Origin of the sequence: Streptomyces yaizuensis, from assembly GCF_034961445.1 — a bacterium.
GTDB classification, from domain to species: Bacteria; Actinomycetota; Actinomycetes; order Streptomycetales; family Streptomycetaceae; genus Streptomyces; species Streptomyces yaizuensis.
Map to the genome: position 1 here is coordinate 147373 of NZ_BSBI01000012.1, position 26552 is coordinate 173924.

Below are 26552 nucleotides of genomic sequence, written 5' to 3' on the forward strand. Positions count from 1 at the left end.
CGGGGCACCGCACACACCGCGGCGATCCCCCGACGACCCAGATGCACCGGACGCCGACGACGGGCCCTGTCCCCGGCGGCGGCGCGGGCGCGAAGGAGTGAAGAGGAATGACTACGTTGTCCGAACGTATATCGCAGTCCGCCTTCGACGGATCCCGGCTCCGGGTCGTCCTGCTGCTGGACCTCTACGACGGCTGCCAGAAGCAGTTCCTTGAGGCCTACGAGCACATGCGCAACCATGTCGCCTCGGTGCCGGGACACATCAGCGACCAGCTCTGCCAGTCCATCGAGAACCCCTCCCAGTGGCTGATCACCAGCGAGTGGGAGAGCGCGCCCCCCTTCCTCGCCTGGGTCAACAGCGAGGAGCACGTGGCCACGGTCATGCCGCTGCACAGCTGCGTCCGGGACACCCGCTCGCTCCGCTTCAGCGTGCTGCGGGAGACCGGACAGGCGTTCAGCGCCCCCCGGCAGGAACCGCGCGGCGGCCTCCAGCCCTACCCCCGCGTCGGCGACGGCGTCGTCCGCCACGCCCTCACCTTCACCGTGAAACCCGGCACCGAGAAGGCCGTGGCGAAGATCCTGGCCGGCTACAGCTCCCCGTCCGCGCGGGTGGACGAGCAGACCCGGCTGCGCCGCACCTCGCTCTTCATGCACGGCAACCGGGTGGTCCGGGCCATCGAGGTCCAGGGCGACCTGATGGCGGCCCTGCGCCATGTCGCCCGCCAGCCCGAGGTCCGCGCCGTCGAGGAGGCCATCAACCCCTACCTGGAGCAGGACCGCGACCTCGACGACGCCAACTCGGCCCGGCTCTTCTTCACCCGCGCGGCGCTGCCCGCCGTCCACCACGTCACCGCCGAAGGCCGGGGACCCGACGAGGTCAACCGGCACGCCCTGCTCTACCGCGCCAAGGAGGAATGCGGGCTCGCGGTCGCCCGGCTCCTCTCCCGGCAGGACGAGCTGGCCGCCGAGGACCCGGCCAACCCCGTCGTCGGCAGCACCGTCTTCCAGCGCGACGACATCGTCGTCCGGCTGATCGACATCAGCGGGCCCCTCGACGGGCAGCCGGCACTCGCCCTCGGCGTCCACGGGCCCCGCAAGCCCGCGGTCCTCGGCCGGCTCCTCGTCGACGGCGACCGGGCCGCCCGGGGCACCCGCGCCGACGTCTCCCGCTTCGTCACCGACTCCGACATGCAGCTGATCACCGACCGGCTCGCCGCGCCCGATTCCTGACCCGGGCACCCCGCCGGCCGACCCGGCAGCCTGCCGGCCGACCCGGCGCCCAGCCGACCGACCCCGGCCCCACCGCCGACTGGAGGAAGAACCACCATGACCACGACCGGCCCACGCATCGTCGACCTGAGCGAGAGCAAGCCCAACACCCGGCGCGGCGGCGACCTGCGTGCCCTGCTCACCCCCACCGCCGTGGGCTCGACCAGCGGATTCATGGGACTGGCCATCATGCGGCCCGGGGAGAGCATCGCCGAGCACTACCACCCGTACTCCGAGGAGTTCGTCTATCTCGTGCAGGGCCGCCTGGAGGTCGACCTCGACGGCGTCACCCACCCCATGCGCCCCGACCAGGGGCTGATGATCCCCATCGACGTACGCCACCGCTTCCGCAACACCGGCGACGAGGAGGTCCGCATGGTCTTCCACCTCGGCCCGCTGGCGCCCCGGCCCGAACTCGGCCACGTCGACACGGAGACGGCCGAGGAGGCCGCCGCCGCGCAGGGCGGCCCGCCGCAGCACACGGGGGCGGTGTCGTGAGGCGCCGGGTCGCGGTCACCGGGGTCGGCGTCGTCGCCCCCGGCGGAGTCGGCGCCTCGGCCTTCTGGGACCTGCTCTCCGCCGGCCGGACGGCGACCCGGGGCATCACCCTCTTCGACCCCGAGGGCTTCCGCTCCCGGATCGCCGCCGAGGTCGACTTCGACCCGGCGGCCCATGGACTCGACGCGGACACCACCGCCCGCGCGGACCGCTACATCCAGTTCGCCCTGGTCGCCGCCGACGAGGCGATACGCGACGCCGGACTCGACCCCGGCGCCGAGGACCCCTGGCGGATCGCCGTCTCCCTCGGCACCGCCGTCGGCGGCACCACCCGGCTCGAACACGACTACGTCGCCGTCTCCCGGCGGGGCGAGCGCTGGGACGTCGACCACCGGGCCGCCGACGCCCATCTGCACCGCGCCTTCTCCCCCTCCACCCTCGCCTCCGCCGTCGCCGAACGGACCGGCGCCCGCGGACCGGTGCAGACCGTCTCCACCGGCTGCACCTCCGGCCTCGACGCCGTCGGATACGCCTTCCAGGCCATCGAGGAGGGCCGCGCCGACATCTGCATCACCGGCGCCACCGACTCCCCCATCTCCCCGATCACCGTGGCCTGCTTCGACGCCATCAAGGCCACCTCCCCCAACAACGACGACCCCGAGCACGCCTCCCGGCCCTTCGACGCCCACCGCGACGGCTTCGTCATGGGCGAGGGCGGCGCCGTCCTCGTCCTGGAGGAACTGGAGCACGCCCGCGCCCGGAACGCCACCGTCTACTGCGAGATCGGCGGCTACGCCACCTTCGGCAACGCCTACCACATGACCGGCCTCACCAAGGAGGGCCTGGAGATGGCGCGCGCCATCGACCTGGCCCTGGACCACGCCCGCGTCGACCGCACCGCCATCGACTACGTCAACGCCCACGGCTCCGGCACCAAGCAGAACGACCGGCACGAGACCGCCGCCGTCAAACGCTCCCTCGGCGCCCACGCATACGCCACCCCGATGAGTTCCATCAAATCCATGGTGGGCCACTCACTGGGCGCGATCGGCGCGATCGAACTGGTCGCCTGCGTCCTCGCCATGGACCGCCAGGTCGTGCCCCCCACCGCCAACTACCAGACCCCCGACCCCGAGTGCGACCTGGACTACGTGCCGCGCACCGCCCGCCCCCGCAAGCTGCGCCACGTGCTCTCCGTGGGCAGCGGGTTCGGCGGATTCCAGTCCGCGGTCGTGCTGACCCCACCCCATGGGAGGGCACCATGACCGGCTCCCGGCAAGGCCGCCGCACCGTCATCACCGGCATCGGCGTCATCGCCCCCAACGGCATCGGCGCCGACGTCTTCTGGAAGTCGACGCTGGAGGGGCTGTGCGTCCTGGACCGGATCTCCCGGGAGGGCTGCGACCACCTGCCCCTGCGCGTCGGCGGCGAGGTGCGCGACCTGGAACCCGGCAGCATGGTCGAGGACCGCTTCCTGGTGCAGACCGACCGCTTCACCCACTTCGCCATGGCCGCCGCCGACCTCGCGCTCGCCGACGCCCGGCTCGGCCGCGCCGACTACCAGGACACCCCCTACGACATCGGCGTGGTCACCGCCTCCGGCTCCGGCGGCGGCGAGTTCGGTCAGCGCGAACTCCAGAACCTGTGGGGCCAGGGCTCGCGCTACGTCGGCCCCTACCAGTCCATCGCCTGGTTCTACGCCGCCAGCACCGGCCAGATCTCCATCCGGGGCGGCTTCAAGGGCCCCTGCGGGGTGGTGTGCAGCGACGAGGCCGGCGGACTCGACGCCATCGCCCACGCCGCCGGGGCCGTCGCACGCGGCACATCGGCCGTCGTCGTCGGCTCCGCCGAGGCACCGCTCGCGCCCTACTCCATGGTCTGCCAGCTCGGCTACGAGGACCTCAGCACCAGCGACGACCCCGCCCGCGCCTACCGCCCCTTCACCGCCGAGGCCCGCGGCTTCGTCCCCGCCGAGGGCGGCGCGATGCTCGTCGTCGAGGAGGAGGACACGGCCCGGCGGCGCGGCGCCCTGCCCCGCGCCCATGTGGCGGGGCACGCCGCCACCTTCACCGGGGCCGCCCGCTGGGAGGCCTCCCGCGAGGGCCTGGCCCGCGCGATCCAGGGCGCGCTGCGGCAGGCCCGGTGCGCCCCGGAGGAGATCGACGTCGTCTTCGCCGACGCGCTCGGCGTACCGGAGGCCGACCGCGCCGAGGCCCTGGCGCTCACCGACGCGCTCGGCGGGCACGGCCGCCGGGTGCCCGTCACCGCCCCCAAGACCGGCATCGGACGGGCGTACTGCGGCGGCCCCGTGCTGGATGTCGCCACCGCCGTCCTCGCCATGGAGGACGGGGTCGTCCCCCCGACGCCCAACGTCTTCGACGTCTGCCACGACATCGACCTCGTCACCGGCAAGGCCCGGCGGGTGCCGCTGCGCACCGCGCTGATCGTCAGCCGGGGGCTGATGGGGTCGAACGCGGCCCTGGTGCTGCGCGCCGCCGACCCCGGCGAGCGGGACCGGGACGGCCGGGGGAGCGGGGACGCACCCGAGCAGGACTGAGCGGCCCGCCCCCGTACCGCGCGGGCGAGCGCCGACCAGCATCGAGAAGGCCGGTAGGCCGAGAAGGAGCACAGGTATGACTGAGCCCGTCACCCCGGAGGAACTGGCCGGCCTGATGCGGCAGAACGCCGGCATACAGGTCGAGCCCACGGATCTCGCGGACCGGCCGGACACCTCGTTCGAGGAGTACGGCCTGGACTCGCTGGGACTGCTGGGCATCGTCGCCGCGCTGGAGAACCGGCACGGCATCACCATGCCGCAGGACGCGGAGAAGTGCCCGACCCCCCGGGCCTTCCTCGACCTCGTGAACACCTCACTGACCAAGAGCGGAGCCTGAAGGTGGCAGGACACACCGAGAACGAGATCACCGTCAACGCGCCCCTGGACATCGTCTGGGAGATCACCAACGATCTGGAGAACTGGCCCCAGCTCTTCAGCGAGTACGCGTCGGTCGAAGTGCTCGACCGGAAGGGGGACACCACCACCTTCCGGCTCACCATGCACCCCGACGACAACGGCAAGATCTGGAGCTGGGTCTCCGAGCGCACCCCCGACCGGGAGAGCCGCACGGTCCGCGCCCGCCGGGTGGAGACCGGGCCCTTCCAGCACATGGACATCCACTGGGAGTACAGCGAGGTCCCCGGCGGCACCCGGATGCACTGGCGGCAGGACTTCGCGATGAAGCCCGACGCGCCCGTCGACGACGACTGGATGACCGACAACATCAACCGCAACTCGAAGATCCAGCTGGCGCTCATCCGGGACAAGATCGAGGAACGGGACCGCCAGCGCCGCACGGCCTCGGCCGGCTGACGGGGGGCGGATCGTCATGACAGGACTTCCCGCGGGACTCCCGGGAGCGACCCGGCTCCCGGCGCCCCCCGCCCACCAGGCGCTGATCGTGGCCCGGATGGCACCGGGCTCCGGCGACGGCATCGCCCGGCTCTTCGCCGAGTCCGACGGCGGTGAGCTGCCCCGTCTCGTCGGCGTGCGCCGGCGCAGCCTCTTCCAGTTCGGCGATGTCTACCTGCATCTGATCGAGGCGGACCGGCCGCCGGGCCCGGCGATCGCCGGGGTGAGTGACCACCCGGACTTCCGGAATCTGTCCGACCGGCTGACGGAGTTCGTCAGCCCGTACGACCTGGACACCTGGCGGAGCCCCAAGGACGCCATGGCCCACCGCTTCTACGTGTGGGAGCGCCCCGACCCCTGACCCCGGTGCCGGAAACGCCTGCGGCCCCCGCCGTGACAGCGGGGGCCATGGGCTGTGCGGGCTCAGCGCTCGGCGGGCGCCGCCGGGACCACGGCCTCGAAGGCGTGCAGATAGGCGTTGACCGGGCGGATGACCTCCGGCACGAGACCGGCGCCGGTCATCCGCTCCACCATGCTGTGCCGGGTGTGCTTGGCGCCGCCCACGTTCAGCAGGAGCAGCAGGTCCATGGCGGTGGTGAACCGCATCGACGGGGTGTCGTCGACCAGGTTCTCGATCACCACGACGCGGGCGCCGGGACGGGCGGCGGCCACCACGTTGTGCAGGGTCGCCCGGGTGCTGGCGTCGTCCCACTCCAGGATGTTCTTGATGATGTAGAGGTCGGCGTCGACGGGGATCTCCCGCCGGCAGTCGCCGGGGACGACGGTGACCCGGCTCGCCAGATCGCCGTCGTCGCGCAGCCGGGGATCGGCGCCCGCGACCACGTCGGGCAGGTCGAGCAGGACGCCGCGCAGCCCGGGGTGCCGCTCCAGCAGGCTGACCAGGACATGCCCCTGCCCGCCGCCGATGTCGGCGACCGAGCCGACCCCGGTGAGGTCCAGCAGCTCGGCGACGTCCTCCGCGGACTGTCTGCTGGAGGTGGTCATCGCCTGGTTGAAGATCTGCGCCGACTCCGGGGCGTCCTGGTGGAGATGGTCGAAGAAGCCCTTGCCGAACAGCTCGTGGAAGACGTCGCCGCCCGAGCGCACGGCGTCGTCCAGCCGGGGCCAGGCCGCCCAGGTCCACGGCTCGGTGCACCACAGGACGATGGCCCGCAGGCTGTGCGGGTCGTCCTCGCGCAGCATCCGCGACATCTCGGTGTGGCAGAAGGTCCCGTCGGGCCGTTCGTCGAACACGCCCTGGCAGGCCAGGGCGCGCAGCAGCCGCCGCAGCGGCCCGGCCTCGGCGCCCACGGCCCGGGCCAGCTTCTCGGGGGTGGCCGGCACATCGCCGAGGGCGTCGGCCACCTTCAGCCGGGCGGCGGCGCGCACGGCGGCGGCACAGGCGGCCCCGAAGGCGAGTTCGCGCAGCCGCATGCCCGGGGGAGGGGCCGAGTCGAGGGAGACGGTCTGGACGGGTCGGGTGCTGAGGGTGGTCATGCGGCGTTCACTCTCCTGGCGTTCGTGGACGGGCGCGCCGGGCCGCGTCCGGTGGATCGGACTCAGCACAGGCCGGCGGGCTGGGACGTGGAGCAGTCGTTGCCGGTGAACCGGTTGCCCGTACCGCCGCCGCCGTCGACCAGGTCCGCCCGGGAGTTGCCCCGGACGTCGTTGCGTTCGACGACGTTGTCGGTGTTGGCCGCGCCGACGAAGCTCTTGAAGAGGACGACTCCGCCCGACATGGGTCCGGTGCCCGCGTTGTCCCGGATCCGGTTGCCGCGGATGACGGTCGCCTCGGAGCCGGTGAGGACGATGCCGGAGCCCTGGAGCACGGGGAGCCGCGCGGTCGCCGGACAGAAGGCGTTGTTCCGGTCGACGGTGTTGTCCCGGACCGTCATCGCGCCCGCCGCCGGCCGGGACTCGTCGCCCACGATGAACATCCCGGCGCAGTTCCCGGTGACGACATTGCCGCGGACGGAGAGGTTGCGGACACGCCGTACGGTGACGCCGATCCGGTTGCCGGTGGCCCGGTTGTCCGCGATCACCGTGCCGCCGGTGTCGGTCGCGCCGCCCTCCGCGTCCACGGCGTTGGCGACGAAGATGCCGGCGTCGCCGTTCTCCCGCACGGTGTTGCCCCGCAGCGAGGACCGGGTGGAGCGCTGCTGGGCGATGCCCCAGACACCGTTCTCCTCGGCCCTCACCCCGCGCACGGAGAGCCGGTCGGTGCGCGAGGCCCACAGCCCGTTGACCCGGAAGCCCCGCAGGGTGAGCGAGCGGACGGACACCCCGGTGAGAGCGGCCCCCTCGGTCCCGGTGACGCAGATGCCGTTGCCCGCCTTGGCACAGGAATGGACGGCCCGGGAACGGGTCTGGGCGGGCGCGAGCACGGTCTGCGGCCCGGCGCCGCGCAGGGTCAGCGCCTTGGTGATCAGGACGCTCTCCCGGTAGGTGCCCCGGGTGAGCACCACCGTGTCCCCGGGGCTCGCCGCGTCGACCGCCGCCTGGATCGAGGCACCGGGCCGTACGGTGTGGCTGCGCGGGGCCGCGAAGGCGGGGGCGGGCGCGGCGGCCAGACCGGCGATGAGGGCCGTCGTCAGGGCAGTGGTCAGTACATAAGGTGTTTTAAGGTGATTTCTTCGTTGGGTCATGAGGCGACGTTAGGAGCGGGCCGGAGGGCCCGCCACACGAGTCGCGCGGACGGGGGAGAGCACGCCGGCCCCTGCCGGCGGCGGGGTGCCGACCGGGGCCCGGGCCTCGTGCATCGGCGCATGCCCCGCCCCGGGTCAGGGCCGGTGGCGCTGTTCCGCCGCCGCCGCCAGATCGCGGCAGAAGTCGCCGAAGCCGAGCCCGGCGGCCTCAAGCGCCATGGGATACGTACTGGTCAGGGTCATCCCGGGGGCGACGTTCGTCTCCAGCGCCACCACCTCGCCCTCGGCGGTGACGATCGCGTCCGTACGGGACAGGTCCCGCAGCCCGAGCGCCCGGTGGGCGGCGACCGCGACCCGGGCGGCCTCCTCGGCGGCGGCCGGCGGGATCCGGGCCGGGTGGTGGAACTCGACCGCGCCGGGCGTGTAGCGGGCGGTGTAGTCGTACAGGCCCTCCGCCACGATCTCCACGGCCGGGAGGGCGAAGGGCCCGTCGCCCAGGTCGGCCACGCCGATGGCGATCTCCGTGCCGGTGACGAGACGTTCGATCAGGGCCTCGTCGTGGTAGGCGAAGCACGCCATCAGCGCCTCCGGCAGCCGCTCGGCCGACTCCACCCGGCTCACGCCGAACGCGCTCCCGCCCGCCCGGGGCTTCACGAACAGCGGCAGCCCCAGCCGCTCGGTGATCCGGGCGGTCAGCGCGGCCGCCCCCAGGTCGTGGAACGCCTCCTTGGGGAGGGTGACCGACTCGGGCGTCCGGAGCCCGGCCCGGGTGAACGCCTCCTTCGCCACCGCCTTGTCGAACGCCGCCCGGCACGCCCCGGGCCGGGCCCCGACGTACGGCACCCCGGCCAGCTCCAGTACCTCCTTGATGGTCCCGTCCTCGCCGGCCACCCCGTGCAGCACCGGGAAGGCCACAGCGCCCCGCGCGCCGGCGAGCGCGGGCAGCAGATCCGTCCCCACATCGCGGAGTTCGGTCTCCACCCCGGCCCGGCGCAGGGCGTCGGCGACCCGGGCGCCGGACTTCTGCGACACCTCGCGCTCGGGGGAGAGGCCCCCCGCGATGACGACCACCCGCAGATCGGTCATGCCTTCTTCTCCTTCGGTGGTCATGCCTGGTCGGGGCCGGGCGCCTGGGGCCCGGTGCTGGTGGCGGGGGCGGAGGTGCCGAAGATGTCGCGCATCCGCAGTTCGGCGCCGATGACGTCCGCCAGCAGCCGCACCCCGTCCCGGATCCGTTCCGGCGGCGGATAGCAGTACGACAGCCGCATCGCCTGGCGCCCGCCGCCGTCCGCGAAGAACCCGGTACCGGGGACGTACGCCACCCGCGACTGGATCGCCCTCGGCAGCATCGCCTTGGAGTCCAGCCCCTCGGGGAGGGTCACCCAGACGAAGAAACCCCCGGCCGGGCGGGTCCACGTCACCCCCGGCGGCATGTACTTCTCCAGCGCGTCGAGCATCGCACCCCGCCGCTCCCGGTACATCGCCCGGAAGTCCCGCATCTGTTCCGGCCACGGCTGGGTGCGCAGATAGCGGTCCACGGCGAGCTGGTTGAAGACGGAGTGCGAGAGCATCGCGCTCTCGGCCGCCAGCACCAGCTTCTCCCGCACGGCGGACGGGGCGAGCGCCCAGCCGACCCGCAGCCCCGGCGCCAGCGTCTTCGAGAACGAGCCCAGATAGACCACATCGTCCGGGGCGTCGGCCCGCAGCGCCCGCATCGGCTCGTCGCCGTCGAGGTGGAGCAGCCCGTACGGATTGTCCTCCAGGAGCAGCACCCGGGCCCGGCGGCAGATCTCCACCACCCGGTGGCGGCGCTCGGCGGAGAGGGTGGCACCGGCCGGGTTCTGGAACGTCGGTACGGTGTAGAAGAGCTTCGCGGGCCGCCCCTCGCGCTCCAGCCGGGCGAAGGTCTCCGCCAGCGCCTCCGGTACGACGCCGTCCTCGTCCATGGCGACGTGCACGACGTCCGCCTGGTACACGGCGAAGACGCCGAGCGCGGTCACATAGGTGGGGGCCTCGGTGACCACCGTGTCCCCGGGGTCCACGAACACCCGCGTCACCAGGTCCAGCGCCTGCTGCGAGCCGACCGTCACCACGACGTCGTCCGGCGACGCGTCGTCGATACCCTCGGCCGCCATCACCTCGCAGATCGTCTCCCGCAGCCCCGGATCGCCCTGCGCGGAGCCGTACTGGAGCGCCACCGCGCCCCGCTCCGCGACCAGTTCCGTCATCAGCGCGCCGACCGTGTCCATCGGCAGCGCGGACACGTTCGGCATCCCACCGGCCAGCGACACGATCTCCGGCCGGGACGCGACGGCGAACAGCGCCCGCACCTCGGACGCCACCATCCCCGCCGCCCGTGCCGCGTACCGCCCCCGCCACGGATCGACCCGCGAACCCGACCGGGAAGACTGCTCGCCAGACTGCATCGGCACACTCCTGTCCGTCACCGTCCAAGTGCACCGACCCTACCGAGCCCTCGTGATCACCACGCTGAATTTCGCGGGGCGCCGTCCGTCCGTGCGTGCCGTGCCGTGTCTAGCGGGCGCTGAGCTTGCCCCGTTTGAGCTGCAACACCTCGTCGGAGGCGTCCGCGACCGCACGGGAGTGCGTCACCACCACCACGCACTTGCCCTCGTCGTGCGCCAGCTTCCGGAACACGGCGACGATCCCGTCCGCCGTCTCGTGGTCGAGGCTGCCGGTGGGCTCGTCCGCGAAGAGGATGTCGACCTCGCAGGCCAGCGCACGGGCGATGGCCACGCGCTGCTGCTGCCCGCCGGACAGCTCCAGGGTCCGCCGGCTGTGGTCGGCGGCGTCCACCCCGAGCAGATCGAGGAGTTCGACAGCGCGCCGGCTCCTGTTGCTCCGGCGCACCCCGGTGATCTCCATGGCGGAGGTGATGTTCTGCACCGCCGTCATGTACGTGAGCAGGTTCAACGACTGGAACACGGTGGCCGCATGACGGTTGCGGTAACGGCCGAGGCCCAGTTCCGCGACGTCCCGGCCGCGGAAGCGGACAGTGCCGGCGCTCGGTGAGTCCAGGCCGCTGGCGAGCGAGAGCAGTGTGGTCTTGCCACTGCCGGAGGGGCCGACCACGGCGTACATGCGGCCCGCTTCGAAGGCGCAGCTGATGCCCCTGAGCACGGTGCGCTTGCGGTTGCCGCTCTGGTAGGAGCGGGCCACGCCGGTGAGTTCGAGCACCGGATCCTCGGTGGGGGAAGTCATCGCCTCAGTCGCCCTTCGTCAGGATGTCGCGCGGGTCGAGGCGCAGCACGCGCGCGCCGGGGATGAGGGTGGCCAGGGCGGCGATGCCGAGGCCGGTGGCGCCGACCCTGGCGATGTCGGCGGCGCCGAGCCGTACGTCGATCGAGTCGATGGGGTCGACCCCGGGTGCCTCCTCCGTGAGGGGGATGGCGCCTCCGGCTCCGGTCACGGCACTGAGGTCGGCGCCGCCCTCCGCGTTCGCGGCGGACTCCCTGGCCGAGGACACCTCGCCCGCCAGCAGCTCGTCGCCGACGGCCTGGGACAGGAACTGGCTGCCCGCCGAGGCGAGGCCCACCGCGATCACCGCACAGGCGACGACCTCCACCAGGTGCTGGCCGAGCAGCCTGGGCTTCTTCTCGCCGAGCGCGAGCAGGATGCCCAGCTCCTTGCGGCGTTCGCGCAGCGACGAGGCGACGATCAGGGCGAGGATCACGGTGCCGGCGAGGGCGACGATCCACACGGTGACGGTGGCGAAGTCCGCGGTCCTGCCGATGGGCCCGACGAGCTGCTGGTACTGCTTGTCGTTGACGGTCATCGGGAAGATGCCGAGGTCGGCGCCGCGTGCTGTCGCGTCCTTCTTCAGCCGGTCCAGGTCGGCCGGGTCGCCCAGGGTGAAGGTGGCCTGGTCGACCACGCCGCCCTCGGCGCCCTGCTTCTTGCCGAGGAGCCGGCTGCCGCCGTCCGGGGTGACGTACAGCTGGTTCACCGGGTCCATCATGGCCGGCGTGTACTGGCCGCTGTCCGGGGTGCCGCCGGCGTAGATACCGACGACCGTGAAGCCGAACTCGTCCTTGTTCGGTTTCTTGCCGGCCTCCGGCAGCTGGCCGACCCTCAGCCTGATCCTGTCGCCGACCTTCCAGCGGTTGTGCTGGGCCAGCCGCTGTTCGACCACGACCTCGTCGCTCCTGCTCCCCGGGCCGATCCCGCGCCCGGCGACCATCTTCGCGTCGCCGTTCCGGAACGAGGACACCGACTGCTGATCGCGCACCCCGTCGGCCTTGAAGAGGTCCAGTCCGTCCGGCTGGGTGCCGGCGGGCCGTGGCACCGCCCGGTACAGCTTCGAGCCCCGGGTGGGCGCGGCGCTCGAATCCGTCGAGTAGTTGCACCGCTTGACCACCGGCGACTGGCAGATCCTGTCGACCAGGCCGCGGTGCAGATCACCACCCGGGCCGATCGTTCCGGGCATGGAGCCGTTGGACTCGGTGCCCTGCCCCGACGCGATCAGCGCGTTCACGTCCAACTGCATGGTGGCGACGGCCCCGACGCTCTCCTTGGCGTCGTCGGCCGCCCGGGCCGACGCGGACCGGATGAGAAACCCGGAGAGCACCAGGGTGCAGATGACGAAGAAGAGACCGACCAGCATCAGGGTCTTTCCCGGATGGCTGGTCAGCCGCCACCACGCCCGTTTGAAGAGATTCATTGCCTACGACAACTCCCTGCCCGGTGAATTACGTGAAACCGCATGTCACCGTAGCCAGGCCCCGTTGTGAGCCGTGTTTGCCGAATGCGCGGTCCGGGCGGTGGCTCATACACGGCTCACATCCCGCTTCTGATAATTGTGGGCGGCGAAGAGATCGAAGGCACCCGGAAATTCACAGGAAAGGGCCGCGGATCGTGCGAGTGCTGGTGGTGGAGGACGAGCAGTACATGGCCCGGGTCCTGGAGATCGAGCTGCGCCGCGAGGCCATCGCCGTCGACGTCGTGCACGACGGGGCGGCCGCTCTGGAGAAGCTGGCGGTCTACGACTACGACGCCGTCGTCCTCGACCGCGACCTGCCCGGTGTCCACGGTGACGAGGTCTGCCGGCGCGTCGTCGCCCTGCGCCTGGAGTGCCGCGTCCTCATGCTCACCGCCGCCGGGCGCCTGGGCGACAAGGTCGAGGGGCTCGGCCTCGGCGCCGACGACTATCTGGCGAAACCCTTCGACTTCCCCGAACTCGTCGCCCGTCTGCGGGCGTTGTACCGGCGCAGTCCCGTGGCCCACGCCCCCGTCCTCACCTTCGCCGACCTCGCCTTCGACACCCATCGCCGCCGGGTGCTGCGCGCGGGACGGGAGATACGCCTCACGCCGAAGGAACTGGCCGTGCTGGAGCTGCTGATGCGCGCCGACGGCGGCGTACTGAGTGCCGAACACCTCCTGGACAAGGCGTGGGACGCGTACACGGATCCGCTCACCAACGCGGTCCGTCTCGTCGTGCACACCCTGCGCCGCAAGCTCGGCGAGCCCCGGCTGGTGCGGACGGCGATCAGCGCCGGCTACTACCTGGGCACGGAGTGAGGGGGCCGGGGCTGCCGGGCCTGCGGCGGCCGGGGCGGCCGGGTCTGCGGCGGGTGGGGCGGCCGGGTCTGCGGCGGCCGGGTCTGCGATGGCCCTTCCGGCCGGGTCTGCGGTGGCTGCCCTGGCGGGGTCTTCGCCGTCCCGGGCGGACCCGGAGCATCCACACCCGGCTCTTCCTCGGCTTCGCGGGCGCGCTCGCCGCCTCGGCCGTCCTGATGGTCGCCGTCATCTACACCGGAATGCGGTTCGTGCCGACGTACGACTTCCGGGACACCCTCGTCGTCAAGGGCCCCGGGACGGTGGAGCGGCTGCCCCGCACCTGGGAGTCGTTCCCCGAGGCCGGGATGGTGCCGGGAGCCACGCCCGGCACTCCCGTCGACCGGTCGATCCGCAGCAAGGAGGACGTCTGGAACACCCTGCTGCGGCTGTCCACCGGAGGTCTCCTCCTGGTGATGGCGATCGGTCTGGCCGTCGGCTGGCGGCTGTCGAAACGCCTCCTCGCGCCCCTCGGCACCGTCAGTCAGGCCGCCGCGAGGGCCGCCGAGGGCCAGCTTCAGTACCGCATCAACGCGGAGGGCCCCGCCGACGAACTCAAGCAGCTCGCCGACACGTTCGACACCATGCTCGCCCGTCTTGAGGAGTCCTTCGCCGCCCATCGGCGCTTCGCGGCCAACGCCTCGCACGAACTGCTCACCCCGCTGGCCACCACCCGCGCCGTCCTCCAGCTCGCGGCCGCCGACCCCGGCGGTGAGGAGTTCGCCGAACTCGTCCCGATGCTCGTCGAGACGAACGAACGCAACATCACCATCGTCCAGGCCCTCCTCGACCTGGCGGCGGCCGACCACGCCCCCTTCGACCCGGACCCCGTCGACCTCGCGGCCCTCGCCACGGACGCGGCCGCCGAACGGGCCGCGCGGGCGGCCGCGACCGGCCTGCGCCTCGACATCGACACCGAGCCCGGCTGCACCGTCCCCGGCAACACCACCCTGCTCCGGCAGCTCCTGCTCAACCTCCTCGACAACGCCCTGGCCTACAACAGGCCCGGCGGCTCGGTGCACCTCGCGGTCCTGCGCGAGAACGGGATCGTCATCGAGGTGGAGAACACCGGGCCGCGCATCGACGGCATCGTCGCCCAGCGCCTGTTCGAACCCTTCTACCGGCAGCGGTCCCGCGTCACCAGCGACCGCTCCGGCCACGGCCTGGGCCTCGCCATCGTCCGCTCGATCGTGCACGCCCACCACGGCACCGTCACCGCGCACGCCAACCCCGACGGCGGCCTGACCGTACGCGCGGAGCTGCCGCCGGGCCCGGGGCGCGGTCCTCGATCGCCGTCCGCCGCTGTCGGGTCCGCGGACAGTCGACAAGGACCGGGGGAGGGCGTGCGCCGGTCAGGCGGCGACGAACTTCCAGCCGGTCTCGAAGGCGTTCCAGGGGGCGCTGGACAATTTCGTGCCTGATGTCTCGGGGGTGGCGCCGGCCACTTCGCCGCCGGACCTGTAGTCGCCCTTGAAACGCACGCGGATGCCGTCGGAGCCGGTGGGGTGCGGCTGGGCGGGCCTGGCGGGCTCGTAGCTCGAACCGGCGAAGCCCGGGTAGCCCATGGCCCACACCTGGGACCAGCCGTCCTGGGCGAGCGGCTGCTGGACAAAGACATCGCCGTCCGCCTGGTGGACCAGGGCCATGCCGCTGTGGACATTGGTGATCCGGAACCAGGTGTAGAACTGGTTCTCGTCGTCGAAGATGGTCACCCGCCACCGCTGGTTGGCGCCGCCGTGGCGCTGCCACAGCAGCGCCCTCGCGCCCGCCTGCTGGGAGTGGCCGGCCATGTCCCACACCAGATCGGGGCGCCCGGCCAGGTGGATGAACACCTCTCCGTCGGGGATGTCGAACCGTGCTTCGCGGTCACGGATCGTCGGCATACCGCTCCCTCCCTCCAACAGTCATGACAAGTCGTCACAAGTCGTCCGGTACGGCCCCGGCGGCCTGCGCCAAGGCGCCGGGGCTGGGGACAGGGTGAACCGGCTGCACCGTAGGAACCGTGCGGACGCGGTGTACAGAACGTCGAACCGGCTACGCCATCCGGCCACCGTGGCCGCGCTGTGTGTGGGCCCGGGTCGCCCTGGGGCGGGTTCCGGTCGTTCTCGGGAGCCTGAGGGGGAGTGGCGGAGCGGGTCCAGTGGTTCCGGTTACGGCCGGGACCGTGGGGCCGCCCCGAAGCCACGGGCATCAGGGCCTCCCGGATCAGGGAGGTATACGCCATTCCGTCTCTGTGCGAGCACAGTGGGCCGTCTGTTCGATTTCCGGTGAGGGTGGGGTGTGGTCGACTGTGCCCCGGCTCGGCATGACCCTTTCTTTACCTGCTCCCCGTGCGGCGGCTGTTCCTTCCCGCCCGGGCAGGGACGGTCGCCGGGTACGGGGTGGCAGGGGTACGGGCCGGAAGGGGACCGGCGCTCCGTACCGCGGGGCGGGCATCCCGCTCCGTGGGCTTCACCTTCTCTGAGAGGAGTACGGGTCATGGGGTTCATGCGCTACAAGGCGACGGGCTTCAGCTGGGTGCTGGCGGCTCCCGCGGGCAGTGAGTGGCGGCTGTTGTTCTCGCAGGGCTCGGAGGGTGCCCTGATCAACGAGCAGCAGCGGATCGGGTCGGACTACCTCACCGGGCTGGCACCCCAGTTGTTCTACTTCCATCAGCGGGGTCTCGCCCTGGGCGCGCTGCTGCTGTCCCAGCCGGGGGAGTCGCAGCAAAGCATCTTCTTCTGGGGCGACAACCACTATTGGTACGACTGGGAGAAGCAGTCCACCCTGAGCGAGGGGCGGTGGACGAAGCTGGCGAACTGGGGCACCGCGCTCCCGGCCGACTACCGTTTCGAGATCGACGTCCTGTTCCAGGCGCCCAACGCGGCGGATGGCTCGCGGCAGACGTACTTCTTCAAGGGCGGGCGGGTCCTCACCCTCAACTGGTCCACCGGCGTGGTGCGCGAGGCCCTGATCACCGATGGCCCGGACGCCTCGGGGTGCGCCGGGTGGGCCGCGCTGCCGGAGGACTTCCGTTCCGGGCTGGACCATGTGGCGCCGTACAAGCCCGCGGCTGACGGGACCCGGCAGAGCCTGCTGATCAAGGGCGCCCAGGGCGTCCTGCTGAACTGGAAGACCGGGGTCCTGGCCTCCGGCGCGTTGGACCGGCTCGGTGTGCCCGGCCTCGCCGCCCTCCCCGAGCACTACCGCACGGCCTACCGTCCGGTCACCGGCCGGTGGACGGGCACCCTCGGAAACCAGCGGGTCGAGGTCCGGGTCGACCTGGAAGGCGAGCGGACCCTGGGGGTGATCAGCGGTGACCTGTTCACCGGCGACACCTGGACCGACTCCTTCCGCACCACCGCCGAGATCATCGCCCTGTCGAGCCGCAACCACCTCGTGGTCGACAGCCTGGGTCTGTCCTGGGCGAACAACTCACCCTGGACGCAAGTCGTACTTCAGCTGCCCCGCGTCGCCGCGAGCAGCCCCATGCCCACGGCGCACTTCGCCCTGCTGAGCCGCGACAACACCCCGTCACTGCAACTGACCTGCTCCTACGTGGGTCCGGCGCTGCGCTCGGTCGAGCTGGAGACCGATGCCATGGCGGGCACCCAGGTCTTCCAGAGCTATGACACCTCCCGGGGATCCTGGGTCCCGCGCGGATACCGCAACCGGGTCCTGACCCTCGCCTCCGCCTACGCCGAGGCGGGCATCGAGCTGAAGAACGCGGGCCAGGTCAATGTCGTCGCCGATACCTCGGGCGCCGATCTGAAGTGGTCGGAGGCCGAGCTGCACGCCGCGATGGAGGCCAACTTCAGCCTCCACCGGGACGCCGAGCAGTGGAAGATCTGGAACTTCATCGGCACCTACCACTCCTACCACGACGGCGTCGCCGGCATCATGTTCGACCAGACCGGCAGGCAGCGCCAGGGCGTGGCGATCTTCTACAACTCCCTGCGGGACTACAACTGCTTAGGCACCGCAATGGAGTTGTTCACCTACGTCCACGAACTCGGGCATGTCTTCAACATGCTCCACTCCTGGGACAAGAATCTGGCCGTCCCGCCCGCCCCGCTGGGGCCGAACAGCGGCTTCGGCGAACTGTCCTGGATGAACTACCCGGCGCTCTACAACAACGGCGCCGGCCGGGCCGAGGGACAGCACTTCTGGCAGGACTTCCCGTACCGCTTCAGCGACAACGAACTGCGCCATCTGCGCCACGGCTTCCACCGCCACATCGTCCCCGGCGGCGACAACGCCCTCACCAACGCCGCACTCGACCTCAGCGCCACCGCGCAGACGTTCACCCTGCCGGGCGCCGGTGAGGACCCGGGCCTGTCCCTGTCGCTGGGCGGGAAGCAGTTCTTCGGCCACGGCGAGCCGGTCATGGCCGAGCTGCGGCTCTCCCGTACCGGGGTGACCGGGGATGTGACCGTGGCCGGGTCGATCGGCCCGAAGGGCGAGCGCACCAAGGTCGTGATCACCGATCCGTACGGCCGTACCCGGGTCTTCCGGCCCATCGCCCGCACCTGCTCCGGGCACGGGGAAGCGGAGGGGACCGTCACCCTCACCGAGGCGAACCCGGCCGTCTACGAGACCGCCTACCTCGGCTACGGCAGCGACGGCCTGTACTTCGCCGAACCCGGCGCCTACCAGGTCACCGCCGTCCACACGGGCCTCGACGGCGCCCGTACCGTCTCGCCCACCCGCACCCTCCGGGTCCGTACCCCCCTCGACCGCGCCGACCAGGAGGTCGGGGAGTTCCTCACCGGTGACGACCAGGGCACCCTGCTGGCCTTCCTCGGCTCCGACGCGCCCCACCTCACCGCCGGGAACGACGCCCTCCAGGAACTGATCGAGCGCCACGGCGACCACCCGCTCGCCGCCTACGCCCGCCTCGCCCGGGGCGCCAACGCCGGACGCCACTTCCAGACCATCGGCGGGGGCAGCGTCCAGGTCCGGCAGCCGGACATCGCCGAATCGGTCACCCAGCTCACCGAGGCCATCACCACCTCCCGCACCGACCAGGAGACCGGCCTCGACAACCTCACCCTCAACGCCGCATTCCGCCGCCTCGCGACCGTCCACGCCAAGGCCGGCGACCTGGAACGGGCCGAGGCCACCCTCGACACCCTCACCGCCCACTTCCAGGAACAGGGCGTCCCCGCCCATGTCCAGGAGCGCATCCAGGAACAGGCCGACACGGCCCGCGCCGCGATCCGCGAAACCGTCGGAGAACAGCCGGAATCCTGAAACGGTGGTCCTGCCTCTGCCCGCCGGTGGTGTCGCGGCGGGCAGAGCCAGGGCGGCGACCGGACGAGGCAGGAGCACCCGCCCATAAAGGGGTGGCGTGGGCCGGCGGGGCGGGTCTAGTCTTCATCCCGTTCCGCCGGTAAGGCCATGTGCCGCACCCGGCCGGTTGCCGGTTCGGATGAGGAAGCAGGAGGTGAGGACAGTGATGACGGTCATTGTTACGGGCGCTGCCCGCACGCAGGAATTCATCCTTTCCCCCTCCGTGGTCTCCGGCTGACACCCACACACTTCCGCGCGCCGCCGTGCGCGCTCGCCGGGACCACCCTTCACCCTCGTAAGGGATTCCCGTCTTGTCCAGCAATCCGCTGCACCTGAACCTGACTTCTTCCGCTGCCTCCGCCCAGGTCGAGGCCGCTCTCGCCCCGTACGGCTGGGACGAGGAGTGGGCCGCCGCGTTCGCTCCGTACGCCGCCCAGGGCCTGCTCCCCGGCCGGGTCGTCCGCGTCGACCGTGGCCACTGCGACCTGATCACCCCCGAAGGCCCGGTCCAGGCCGACACCGCCTTCGTCACCCCGCACGACCCCCTGCGGGTCATCTGCACCGGTGACTGGGCCGCCGTCGACCCGGCCGGTGACCCCCGTTTCGTCCGCGCGTATCTGCCGCGCCGCACCGCGTTCGTCCGCTCCACCTCCTCCAAGCGCTCCGAGGGGCAGATCCTCGCCGCCAACGTCGACCACGCCGTCATCGCCGTCTCCCTCGCCGTCGAACTCGACCTCGGGCGGATCGAGCGCTTCCTCGCCCTGGCCTGGGAGAGCGGCGCCCAGCCGCTGGTCGTGCTCACCAAGGCCGACCTGGTCCCGGACGCGGGCGTGCTCTCCCATCTCGTCCAGGACGTGGAGGCCACCGCGCCCGGCGTGTCCGTCCTGCCCGTCAGTTCGCACAGCGGCGAAGGTCTCGACGTACTGACGGCCCTGGTCCTTGGCGGCACGACGGTGCTGCTGGGGGTCTCCGGCGCGGGGAAGTCCTCCCTCGCCAACGCCCTCATCGGCCATGACACGATGACGGTCCAGGCCGCCCGGGACACCGACGGCAAGGGCCGGCACACCACCACGACCCGGAATCTGCTCGCGCTGCCCGGCGGCGGAGTGCTGATCGACACCCCGGGACTGCGCGGGGTCGGCCTCTTCGACGCCGGGGCCGGGGTGGGGCAGACCTTCGCCGAGATCGAGGAGATCGCCGAAGGGTGCCGCTTCCACGACTGCGGGCACGACGCCGAGCCCGGATGCGCCGTGCTCGCGGCGATCGCCGACGGTTCGCTGGCCGAGCGCCGGCTCACCAGCTACCGGAAGCTGATCAGGGAGAACCGCTACATCGTCGCCAAGACGGACGCCCGTGCCCGGGCCGAGATGCGCCGCGAGTGGCGGATCAAGGGCGCGCAGGGGCGTGCGGCCATGGAGGCCAAGCGCGGGCGCCTGAGGTGAGCGGACGGGCCCGGGGAGCGTACGCGCCGCCCCGGGCCCGGGCCCGTGCCCGCGCCCGACCGGAAGCCGCCTGCCGCCTGCCGTCGGCCGGAAAGCCGTAAGCCGCAGGCCGTAAGCCGGCGGCCGCCGGGGACGCGGAACGGACCGTCACTCCAGACCCCAGCTGTGGATCTTCCTGGGGTGGATACGGATCAACTCCTCGCTGAAGTGCGGTCCGAGGTCGTGCGGCCCCGTCAGCAGCTCCGCGTCCCCCCGGATGTCCACCCCCCGCACCCGCCACGGCCGGACGCTGACGATGTCGTCCACCACCAGCGCCACCTTCGGGTTGGACCGCAGATTGCGCCACTTCTTGGTGGTGCCCAGCGCGTACCCCCCGATCAGGATCGTCCCGTCCGCCTGCGGGAAGAAGCCGACGGGATTCGCCTGGGGCTGGCCCTTCGGATCGACGGTGGCCAGCCGCCCCAGTCGCTGCGACGCGAGATAGGCCCGCTCGGCCTCGGTGAATTCGGTCATGCACGCAGCTTCACACGCCCCGTCCGCGGGCCACCGGGCGGCCTGCCGCATGGGCAGCGGGACCGGCCTCTGCCACAGTGCGGTCATACCCGGCCGCCCGCGCGCGGCCCCGCCCCGAAGCAGCGGGAGGAATCCGTATGTCCGCACCCCGGCGCCTGCTCACCACCCTGGCCGCGACGGTGGCGCTCACCCTCCTCGGCACCCCCGGCGCCACCGGGCCGGTCCACGCCGCCGACCGCGACCCGGCGGCCGGCCCCGCGCGGGACGCCCCGCACCGCGGCGGCTGGACCGGCACCTGGGGCGCCGCGCCCTCCCACGCCGTGCCCCCGCTCCCCGGCACGTCCATCCGCAACGTCGTGCACACCAGCGTCGGCGGCCGGGCCGCCCGCATCCGGGTCACCAACCGCTTCGGCACCGCGCCGCTGCGGATCGGCGCCGCCACCGTGGCCCTCCAGGTCCCCGGAGCGCCCAGGAGCCCGGCCGCCGTCCCCGGTTCGCTGCGCGCCGCCACCTTCGGGGGCGAGCCCTCCGCCACCGTGCCCGCCGGCCGGGACCTCCTCTCGGACCCGGTGCCGCTGCGGGTCCCCGCCGCCGCGAACCTCCTCGTCACCCTCCACACACCCGGCGACCCGGGCCCCGCGACCCAGCACCGGTCCGCCCTCCAGACCAACTTCCTCGCCCCCGGCGGCGACCACACCGCCGACGGGAGCGGCACCCCCTACACCGCCACCACCGGCTCCTGGCACTACCTCAGCGGCGTCGACGTCCTCGGCTCCGGCGCGCGCGGCACCCTCGTCGCCCTCGGCGACTCCATCACCGACGGCTCCGGGTCGACGGCGAGCGCGAACCGCCGCTGGCCCGACCGGCTCGCCGCCCGGCTGCGGGCCCTGCCCCCGCACCGCAGGCTGGGCGTCGTCAACGCCGGCATCGCCGGGAACCGGCTGCTCCGCGACGGTACGGGACCCAGCGCCCTCGCCCGTCTCGACGCCGACGTCCTCTCCCGCCCCGGGCTGCGCGCCGTCATCGTGATGATCGGCATCAACGACATCAAGGGCACCCCCGAGGCCGCCGACCCGGCCGTCTACGAGGCCGCGTTCCGCCGGCTCGCCACCCGCGCGCACGCCCGGGGCGTCCATGTCGTCGGCGGCACGATCGCCCCCTACGCGGGCCACCCCGGCTACACCGAGGCCCGCGAAGCCGTCCGTCAGGCGGTGAACCGCTTCATCCGGACGAGTCCGCTCTTCGACGGGGTCGCCGACTTCGACGCCGCCGTCCGCGACCCCGCCCGGCCGAACCGGATCCTGCCCGCCTACGACCCCGGCGACCACCTCCACTTCAACGACGCCGGACTCCAGGCCATGGCCGACGCCGTGGACCTCGCCGACCTCCGCCTGCACACCTCGGCACTCCGCACGCCGGCCCTCCGCGCCGCAGTCCTCCGCGCCGCGCGCTGAGCCCCGCCCGGGGCCCGTGCGCGAACCCGGGCCCCGGAACGCCGGGGGAGTACTCAGCCGGGCAGCCCCCAGGGCGCGGCGGGCCCGTTCGGCCGCACCGGCGCGATCCGCAGCGCCGGCCGGTCGCCCGCCCGGGTGATCAGCGCCGTGTCCCCGCGGCCGAGCCGCAGCCGGATCGCGCCGTCGCCCGTCCCCGCGTCCTCGTGCCGCAGCGGCCGCCCGCGCCGGTCCCGCACTTCGACGGGGCCCTCGATCCCGTGCCGTACGACACAAGGCGCCCCGGCCTCGCTCCGCAGCCGCACCCAGCGGGTGCGCCCCTCCTCCCGTACCGCGCTGAGCAGGAACGCCCCCTGCGTACGGAAGTCGTGGACGGTCACCTCCCGCCAGGCGGCGGGCAGCGCGGGGAACACCCGGACGACCCCGCCCCAGGACTGGCAGACCATGTCGTGCAGCGACTGGGACGCCGACAGCGGCGTCTCGATCACCGGACCCGACTCCTGGTAGAGCGTGTTGGGCCGGATGAACCGGCTCAGCAGCCGCTCCAGGTGGCGCAGCGCGTCCTCGCCCTTCCCCAGCAGTGCGGAGATCGAGGCCGCCCCGGTGAAGGTGTAGCCCTGGAGGGCGCCCTCGAAGGCCACCCAGTGCCTCAGGGAGCGTTCGATCAGCGCCCGTTCGTCGGGGGTGCGGCCGGTGATCTCGTACAGCGGATACACCGCGAGCAGATGGGAGTAGTGCCGGTGCGACCTGGCGAAGGGCACCCCCGCGCCGATCATGAAGCCGCCGGCGTCCACCGGATACGGGGTCAGCCGGGCCAGGACCTCCCGCCAGCGGTCCGCCAGCGGGTCCACGACCCCCAGCTCGGCGGCCGACTCCAGCAGGGTGCGGCAGCCCCAGCGCAGCAGCATCAGATCGTAGTTGCAGTCCGGCGCGTCGACGCCGTACTCCGGTGAGAACGTCCTCGGCAGGTGCAGCTTCCCGTCCGGGCCCGGCGCGAGGAAGTGCAGGTAGTAGCTGACGGCCCGGCGCAGCAGCGGGAAGAGGGTGTCCCGCAGGATCGACGCGTCCATGGTGTGGCGGTACGAGAGCCAGACGTTGTGCAGCGCCCAGGTGAGGTTGCCGACTTCGGGGGTGGGAGGGTTCTGTCCGGGTATGCCCACCCCGTAGCCCTGGCCGGAGGGCGTGGCTCCGCCGTTGACCAGCCGGGTGTCGGTGGTTCTGGGGATGCCCGCCGAGTCGGCGCGGTACGCGGGCGCCACCTCGGCCGTCAGCTGGTCCCGGAACTCGCCCAGCGCGCGGGTGACGGCGTCGAGTTCCAGGTGGTTGGAGCCGTGGATCAGCCAGTACGCCAGCTGGACGTTGAGGTTCCACCAGGTGGCGGGCCAGGGCGTGGGCTCCAGCCACGGCCCGCACGTCGCCATCACGGGCGCGTCGCGCCGGGCCGCCGACGCGGCCTTGTAGAGCTGGATCCAGTGGAAGCGCTGGAGCCGGGCGTCGGGCAGCGAGAGGAAACTCCTGCGGTAGTAGCGGTCCCACCAGGCCCGGTGGGGGGCCATCAGCACGTCGTACGGGACCGCCGACGCACGGCGCACCGTTCGCAGCGCGCGCTGTCTCGCCGTCGTCCGGGGGAAGGAATGCGCCACCGTGACCTGAAGGGTACGGGTACGGATATGGCCGTCCGGGCCGGGGCGACGCGTGGTCCGCTCCCGCCAGGCCGTGACGTGCTCACCACCGGCGAGCAGTGGCTGCACGGCGGCGGTGACCTCGCCGTGCCGCTCCACGACGGCCGGGGGGTTCGCCCGGTAGCCCTCCGGCAGGGGGCGGAAGGCGGCCCGCGGGCTGACGGCCACCGCCGGGTGGAAGACCCAGCGGGCGGCGCGCTCGCCGTCGTCCGGGGTCAGCTCGACGGTCAGCACCGGCGTGGTGGAGTGGACGAAGGCCCGCAGCCGCAGGGTGCCGGCGGTGGTGGTCAGGGTGCCGGTCAGCTCGGCGCCGCGCAGCCGCAGCCGCCAGTCGACCGCGGTGACGGTGCCGACCGGCTCCAGGGTGAAGTGCCCGACGGGGAGCCGGGCCAGACCGAAGAGGGAGCCGAACTCGGGGCGGTGGTCCTGCACCTCGGAGTGCTGGACGGTGAAGCGGACCGCCGTGCCGCCGGGCTCGGCGTAGACACCCGTACCGAGGAATCCGTTGCCCAGGAACGGGCCCTCGAACCAGGCCGTCGGCAGCCGCCGCCAGACGAGGTCCGCGTCGTCCAGGACGGTACGCCAGCTGTCGGCGTACGCCGTGACCTCCGTGTCCGCGGTGTCGGTGCCGTCAGTGGGGGAGGGGTGGGCCGGTGCGGCGGTCCCGAGCGCCAGGGCGCCCCCGAGCGCACTCCCGAGCGCGGTTCCGGTGGCGAGCACCCGTCTCCTGGTCGGGTCGGGCTGCGAAGGCTGGGGGGACGGCCCCGATGGCTGGGACGGCTCGGACGGCTGGGGTGGGGGTGATGGTGCGGGTGCCATGGCGCCTCCCGGGTGGCTCACGGAATTCATCCGAGCTCTCACCTGACGGAAGGTAAGAAGGCGGCTTCCATCCGTCAATACGGGCCAAGAGATCCGAGGGGTATCCGGGTATCTAAACCGGATTCAGGGAGGAAGGCGAGCGGGAGCCTCCCGGCGGCACCCCCGGGGTACGGGCGGCTCAGCCCTTGACGACCACCACCAGCCACGCCGCCGCCACCAGCAGACAGGCCAGCAGCTCCACCAGCGCGCCGGTGCCGCCCTCGCGCATCACCGCCCGGGTCGCGGCGGCCGCCCGCCCGTGGCCGCCGAGCCGCCGCCGCTCCGCCACGTACACACCCCCGACGAACCCCGGTACCGCACCCACCACCGGCAGCAGCAGAAAACCGGCCACCGCGCCGAATCCGGCCCAAGGCGCGATCCGCCGCGTCATTCCCCCGCCGCGGCCGCCCTCCGAGGGCAGCAGCCACACCACCACCTGGTCGACCAGCAGCAGCACGGTGGCGGCGACGAGCAGCACCCAGGCCACGCCGGTGCGTTCGGCCAGCGACCACCACAGCAGCGCCGCCCAGACCAGCCACCGCCCGGGAACGCCCGGGACCACCGCCCCGACCAGGCCCAGGGCCATCACCAGGCCGACGAGCAGGAGCTGCCACACGCCCATCTGCCCAGGGTGCCGGACGGGGACGGCTCCCGCAGCCCGGCGCGGCCGCGCCGGATCCCCGGGAGGGGGCGGACAGGCGGTCGGCTACGGAAGCGGCGCGCCCGGTTCCCGCGACACCCAGCCCCGTGCGTACGCGTGCCAGCCGAGCTGGAGCCGGGTCGTCACCCCCGCCAGCTCCATCAGCCCCTTCACCCGCCGCTGCACCGTCCGCAGCCCCAGGTCGAGACGTTTCGCGACCCGGGCGTCCGTCATCCCCGCGAGCAGCAGCGACAGGATCTCCAGATCGGTGGCGTCCGGCCCGTTCGCCAGCTCCTCGAACCCCCCGGTCGCCGACCGCAGCGGCAACGCCTCCCGCCACACCGCGTCGAACAGCCCGACCAGCGCGTCCAGCAGTCCGCAGCCGTGCACGACGAGCGCGGCGGGCTCACTGCTCCGCGCGGTCAGGGGCACCATCCCGAGACTCCGGTCGGCGACCACCAGACCGCCCGGCACCCGGTCCACCACCCGCAGCTGCGCGTCGCGCTGCGACAGCACGGAGGACGGCGTGGCGGCCAGCGTCTCCCGTTCGATGACCACCCGGAGCGCCACCCCCGGGCGGGTCCGCACCGCATCCGGGTGCGGCGGCTCGGTCAGCAGGGCGCACACCTCGTCGACCGCGCCCAGCTGGAGCTGCGCGAACCGGTGGGCCACCGCGCCCGCGCCGGTCACCAGCTCCACCAGGTCGTGCACGGCGGGCTCGGCCGCCTCCGCCCGGTACTCCTGCGCCAGGGATGCCGCCGCCAGCTCCGCCCGCTCCAGCTCCTGGCGCTGCTGGGTGAGCAGGGCCCCCAGCGCGACCCCGGGCGGGGCCGCGACCCACCGCCCCCGCCGGGCCGACGAGCGCGAGGCCAGCCCCTGCTGCTCCAGCCGGCGCAGGGCGCGTTCCGTGTCGGTCTCCGGCAGGGCCAGCCGATGCGCCAGATCCGCGACCTCCGCCGCGCCGAGCGCGACCAGCGCGCGGTACGCGGACTCCTGACCCGCGTCGAGACCAATCGCTCCCAGCACCCCAAGACCCTCCCATTCACGCCTCGCACATCATCCCCCGGCCCGGGCACGGCTCCCCGCCGGGGGACGTCCGGTGACGGGCGCGGGCCCCGGGCCGGGGGTGTACGCGTCCGGCCCGCTGACTCTTTCGGGTAACGATGGAGCGGTCCGTGGGGATTCGTCGTCCCCCTCCGGTGTGCGCCGGAGCGGAACCCCCGGGCGGAGCGCACGCCGGTGACACTTTCCCAGAGTCCGCTTCCCGCCGGGTGACAGGGCGATTTCCGGCGGTGGCGCGA

23 protein-coding genes are annotated in these 26552 nt (G+C 72.8%); 12 read left to right on the forward strand and 11 right to left on the reverse strand.

The features are described 5' to 3' along the window. The first annotated feature begins 107 nt into the window (after positions 1-107). The 7 genes from SYYSPA8_RS26565 (at position 108) to SYYSPA8_RS26595 (ending at position 5536) form a co-directional block, all read left to right on the forward strand. Complete coding sequence (locus tag SYYSPA8_RS26565; RefSeq protein WP_323449851.1) at positions 108-1229, forward strand: SchA/CurD-like domain-containing protein; 1122 nt, start codon at positions 108-110, stop codon at positions 1227-1229. Between the two features lie 96 nt (positions 1230-1325). After that, positions 1326-1766 (forward strand): cupin domain-containing protein, encoded by a 441-nt coding sequence (locus tag SYYSPA8_RS26570; protein ID WP_323449852.1) that lies wholly within the window; start codon positions 1326-1328, stop codon positions 1764-1766. Continuing rightward, positions 1763-3031 carry a beta-ketoacyl-[acyl-carrier-protein] synthase family protein gene (locus SYYSPA8_RS26575; protein WP_323449853.1) on the forward strand — a complete coding sequence of 423 codons (1269 nt, stop codon included), beginning with the start codon at positions 1763-1765 and terminating at the stop codon, positions 3029-3031. Before SYYSPA8_RS26570 ends, SYYSPA8_RS26575 begins: the two co-directional genes overlap by 4 nt. Continuing rightward, entirely contained in the window at positions 3028-4323 is a 1296-nt protein-coding gene (locus SYYSPA8_RS26580) for a ketosynthase chain-length factor (RefSeq protein WP_323449854.1), read from the forward strand. Before SYYSPA8_RS26575 ends, SYYSPA8_RS26580 begins: the two co-directional genes overlap by 4 nt. Before the next feature lie 76 nt (positions 4324-4399). Then, a complete protein-coding gene (locus tag SYYSPA8_RS26585) occupies positions 4400-4660 on the forward strand; it encodes an acyl carrier protein (RefSeq protein WP_323449855.1) in 261 nt (86 codons plus the stop codon). Positions 4661-4662: 2 nt separating this feature from the next. Next, the gene (locus tag SYYSPA8_RS26590; protein WP_323449856.1) at positions 4663-5136 is read left to right on the forward strand and encodes an SRPBCC family protein; all 474 of its coding nucleotides are present in this window, start codon (positions 4663-4665) and stop codon (positions 5134-5136) included. A gap of 16 nt (positions 5137-5152) precedes the next feature. Next, on the forward strand, positions 5153-5536 hold the full coding sequence (locus SYYSPA8_RS26595) for a TcmI family type II polyketide cyclase (protein WP_323449857.1): 384 nt from the start codon (positions 5153-5155) through the stop codon (positions 5534-5536). A 62-nt stretch (positions 5537-5598) separates the two neighbouring features. Here the strand turns inward: SYYSPA8_RS26595 and SYYSPA8_RS26600 are convergent, their stop codons facing one another. The 6 genes from SYYSPA8_RS26600 to SYYSPA8_RS26625 all read right to left on the reverse strand — a co-directional run bounded on the left by SYYSPA8_RS26600 (position 5599) and on the right by SYYSPA8_RS26625 (position 12501). Continuing rightward, positions 5599-6672, reverse strand: a complete 1074-nt coding sequence (locus SYYSPA8_RS26600; RefSeq protein WP_323449858.1) for a methyltransferase — start codon at positions 6670-6672, stop codon at positions 5599-5601. Between the two features lie 62 nt (positions 6673-6734). Next, positions 6735-7820, reverse strand: coding sequence for a right-handed parallel beta-helix repeat-containing protein (locus tag SYYSPA8_RS26605; protein WP_323449859.1), 1086 nt, complete (start codon positions 7818-7820; stop codon positions 6735-6737). A 135-nt stretch (positions 7821-7955) separates the two neighbouring features. Next, positions 7956-8906 (reverse strand): D-alanine--D-alanine ligase family protein, encoded by a 951-nt coding sequence (locus SYYSPA8_RS26610; protein WP_323449860.1) that lies wholly within the window; start codon positions 8904-8906, stop codon positions 7956-7958. Positions 8907-8926: 20 nt separating this feature from the next. Then, positions 8927-10246, reverse strand: a complete 1320-nt coding sequence (locus tag SYYSPA8_RS26615) for an aminotransferase-like domain-containing protein (RefSeq protein ID WP_323449861.1) — start codon at positions 10244-10246, stop codon at positions 8927-8929. Between the two features lie 109 nt (positions 10247-10355). Further along, positions 10356-11042, reverse strand: coding sequence for an ABC transporter ATP-binding protein (locus SYYSPA8_RS26620; protein WP_323449862.1), 687 nt, complete (start codon positions 11040-11042; stop codon positions 10356-10358). Between the two features lie 4 nt (positions 11043-11046). Beyond that, entirely contained in the window at positions 11047-12501 is a 1455-nt protein-coding gene (locus SYYSPA8_RS26625) for an ABC transporter permease (protein ID WP_323449863.1), read from the reverse strand. 194 nt (positions 12502-12695) lie between these two features. Here SYYSPA8_RS26625 and SYYSPA8_RS26630 point away from each other — a divergent pair, with 194 nt between their 5' ends. Next, a complete protein-coding gene (locus tag SYYSPA8_RS26630; protein WP_323449864.1) occupies positions 12696-13358 on the forward strand; it encodes a response regulator transcription factor in 663 nt (220 codons plus the stop codon). A 53-nt stretch (positions 13359-13411) separates the two neighbouring features. Beyond that, a complete protein-coding gene (locus SYYSPA8_RS26635) occupies positions 13412-14815 on the forward strand; it encodes a sensor histidine kinase (RefSeq protein WP_323449865.1) in 1404 nt (467 codons plus the stop codon). Here SYYSPA8_RS26635 and SYYSPA8_RS26640 read toward each other — a convergent pair. Then, on the reverse strand, positions 14747-15277 hold the full coding sequence (locus SYYSPA8_RS26640) for an RICIN domain-containing protein (RefSeq protein WP_323449866.1): 531 nt from the start codon (positions 15275-15277) through the stop codon (positions 14747-14749). The two genes, SYYSPA8_RS26635 and SYYSPA8_RS26640, sit on opposite strands and share 69 nt — an antisense overlap. A gap of 595 nt (positions 15278-15872) precedes the next feature. Between SYYSPA8_RS26640 and SYYSPA8_RS26645 the strand changes: the two genes are divergently transcribed. Together SYYSPA8_RS26645 and rsgA are read left to right on the forward strand one after the other, a co-directional pair. Then, positions 15873-18626, forward strand: a complete 2754-nt coding sequence (locus SYYSPA8_RS26645; protein WP_323449867.1) for a zinc metalloprotease — start codon at positions 15873-15875, stop codon at positions 18624-18626. Between the two features lie 377 nt (positions 18627-19003). Further along, positions 19004-20107, forward strand: coding sequence for a ribosome small subunit-dependent GTPase A (gene rsgA, locus SYYSPA8_RS26650; protein ID WP_323450004.1), 1104 nt, complete (start codon positions 19004-19006; stop codon positions 20105-20107). Positions 20108-20254: 147 nt separating this feature from the next. Here rsgA and SYYSPA8_RS26655 read toward each other — a convergent pair whose 3' ends face one another. Then, complete coding sequence (locus SYYSPA8_RS26655; protein WP_323449868.1) at positions 20255-20620, reverse strand: PPOX class F420-dependent oxidoreductase; 366 nt, start codon at positions 20618-20620, stop codon at positions 20255-20257. Positions 20621-20757: 137 nt separating this feature from the next. Between SYYSPA8_RS26655 and SYYSPA8_RS26660 the strand changes: the two genes are divergently transcribed. Then, entirely contained in the window at positions 20758-22074 is a 1317-nt protein-coding gene (locus tag SYYSPA8_RS26660) for an SGNH/GDSL hydrolase family protein (RefSeq protein WP_323449869.1), read from the forward strand. Between the two features lie 53 nt (positions 22075-22127). On the opposite strand, the gene SYYSPA8_RS26665 is transcribed toward SYYSPA8_RS26660, so the two are convergent. The 3 genes from SYYSPA8_RS26665 to SYYSPA8_RS26675 all read right to left on the reverse strand — a co-directional run bounded on the left by SYYSPA8_RS26665 (position 22128) and on the right by SYYSPA8_RS26675 (position 26277). After that, positions 22128-24473, reverse strand: a complete 2346-nt coding sequence (locus SYYSPA8_RS26665) for a glycosyl hydrolase family 95 catalytic domain-containing protein (protein ID WP_323449870.1) — start codon at positions 24471-24473, stop codon at positions 22128-22130. A 277-nt stretch (positions 24474-24750) separates the two neighbouring features. Then, entirely contained in the window at positions 24751-25233 is a 483-nt protein-coding gene (locus SYYSPA8_RS26670) for a DUF456 domain-containing protein (protein ID WP_323449871.1), read from the reverse strand. An 84-nt stretch (positions 25234-25317) separates the two neighbouring features. After that, the gene (locus SYYSPA8_RS26675; RefSeq protein WP_323449872.1) at positions 25318-26277 is read right to left on the reverse strand and encodes a helix-turn-helix domain-containing protein; all 960 of its coding nucleotides are present in this window, start codon (positions 26275-26277) and stop codon (positions 25318-25320) included. Positions 26278-26552: the final 275 nt, after the last annotated feature.

Coding starts and splice junctions, on each gene's coding strand:
- SYYSPA8_RS26655 (WP_323449868.1), bottom strand. CDS start 20,620: ATGACCGAATTCACCGAGGCCGAGCGGGCCTATCTCGCGTCGCAGCGA.
- SYYSPA8_RS26585 (WP_323449855.1), top strand. CDS start 4,400: ATGACTGAGCCCGTCACCCCGGAGGAACTGGCCGGCCTGATGCGGCAG.
- SYYSPA8_RS26620 (WP_323449862.1), bottom strand. CDS start 11,042: ATGACTTCCCCCACCGAGGATCCGGTGCTCGAACTCACCGGCGTGGCC.
- SYYSPA8_RS26645 (WP_323449867.1), top strand. CDS start 15,873: ATGGGGTTCATGCGCTACAAGGCGACGGGCTTCAGCTGGGTGCTGGCG.
- SYYSPA8_RS26610 (WP_323449860.1), bottom strand. CDS start 8,906: ATGACCGATCTGCGGGTGGTCGTCATCGCGGGGGGCCTCTCCCCCGAG.
- SYYSPA8_RS26595 (WP_323449857.1), top strand. CDS start 5,153: ATGACAGGACTTCCCGCGGGACTCCCGGGAGCGACCCGGCTCCCGGCG.
- SYYSPA8_RS26570 (WP_323449852.1), top strand. CDS start 1,326: ATGACCACGACCGGCCCACGCATCGTCGACCTGAGCGAGAGCAAGCCC.
- SYYSPA8_RS26615 (WP_323449861.1), bottom strand. CDS start 10,246: ATGCAGTCTGGCGAGCAGTCTTCCCGGTCGGGTTCGCGGGTCGATCCG.
- SYYSPA8_RS26640 (WP_323449866.1), bottom strand. CDS start 15,277: ATGCCGACGATCCGTGACCGCGAAGCACGGTTCGACATCCCCGACGGA.
- SYYSPA8_RS26565 (WP_323449851.1), top strand. CDS start 108: ATGACTACGTTGTCCGAACGTATATCGCAGTCCGCCTTCGACGGATCC.
- SYYSPA8_RS26660 (WP_323449869.1), top strand. CDS start 20,758: ATGTCCGCACCCCGGCGCCTGCTCACCACCCTGGCCGCGACGGTGGCG.
- SYYSPA8_RS26605 (WP_323449859.1), bottom strand. CDS start 7,820: ATGACCCAACGAAGAAATCACCTTAAAACACCTTATGTACTGACCACT.
- SYYSPA8_RS26600 (WP_323449858.1), bottom strand. CDS start 6,672: ATGACCACCCTCAGCACCCGACCCGTCCAGACCGTCTCCCTCGACTCG.
- SYYSPA8_RS26625 (WP_323449863.1), bottom strand. CDS start 12,501: ATGAATCTCTTCAAACGGGCGTGGTGGCGGCTGACCAGCCATCCGGGA.
- SYYSPA8_RS26670 (WP_323449871.1), bottom strand. CDS start 25,233: ATGGGCGTGTGGCAGCTCCTGCTCGTCGGCCTGGTGATGGCCCTGGGC.
- SYYSPA8_RS26580 (WP_323449854.1), top strand. CDS start 3,028: ATGACCGGCTCCCGGCAAGGCCGCCGCACCGTCATCACCGGCATCGGC.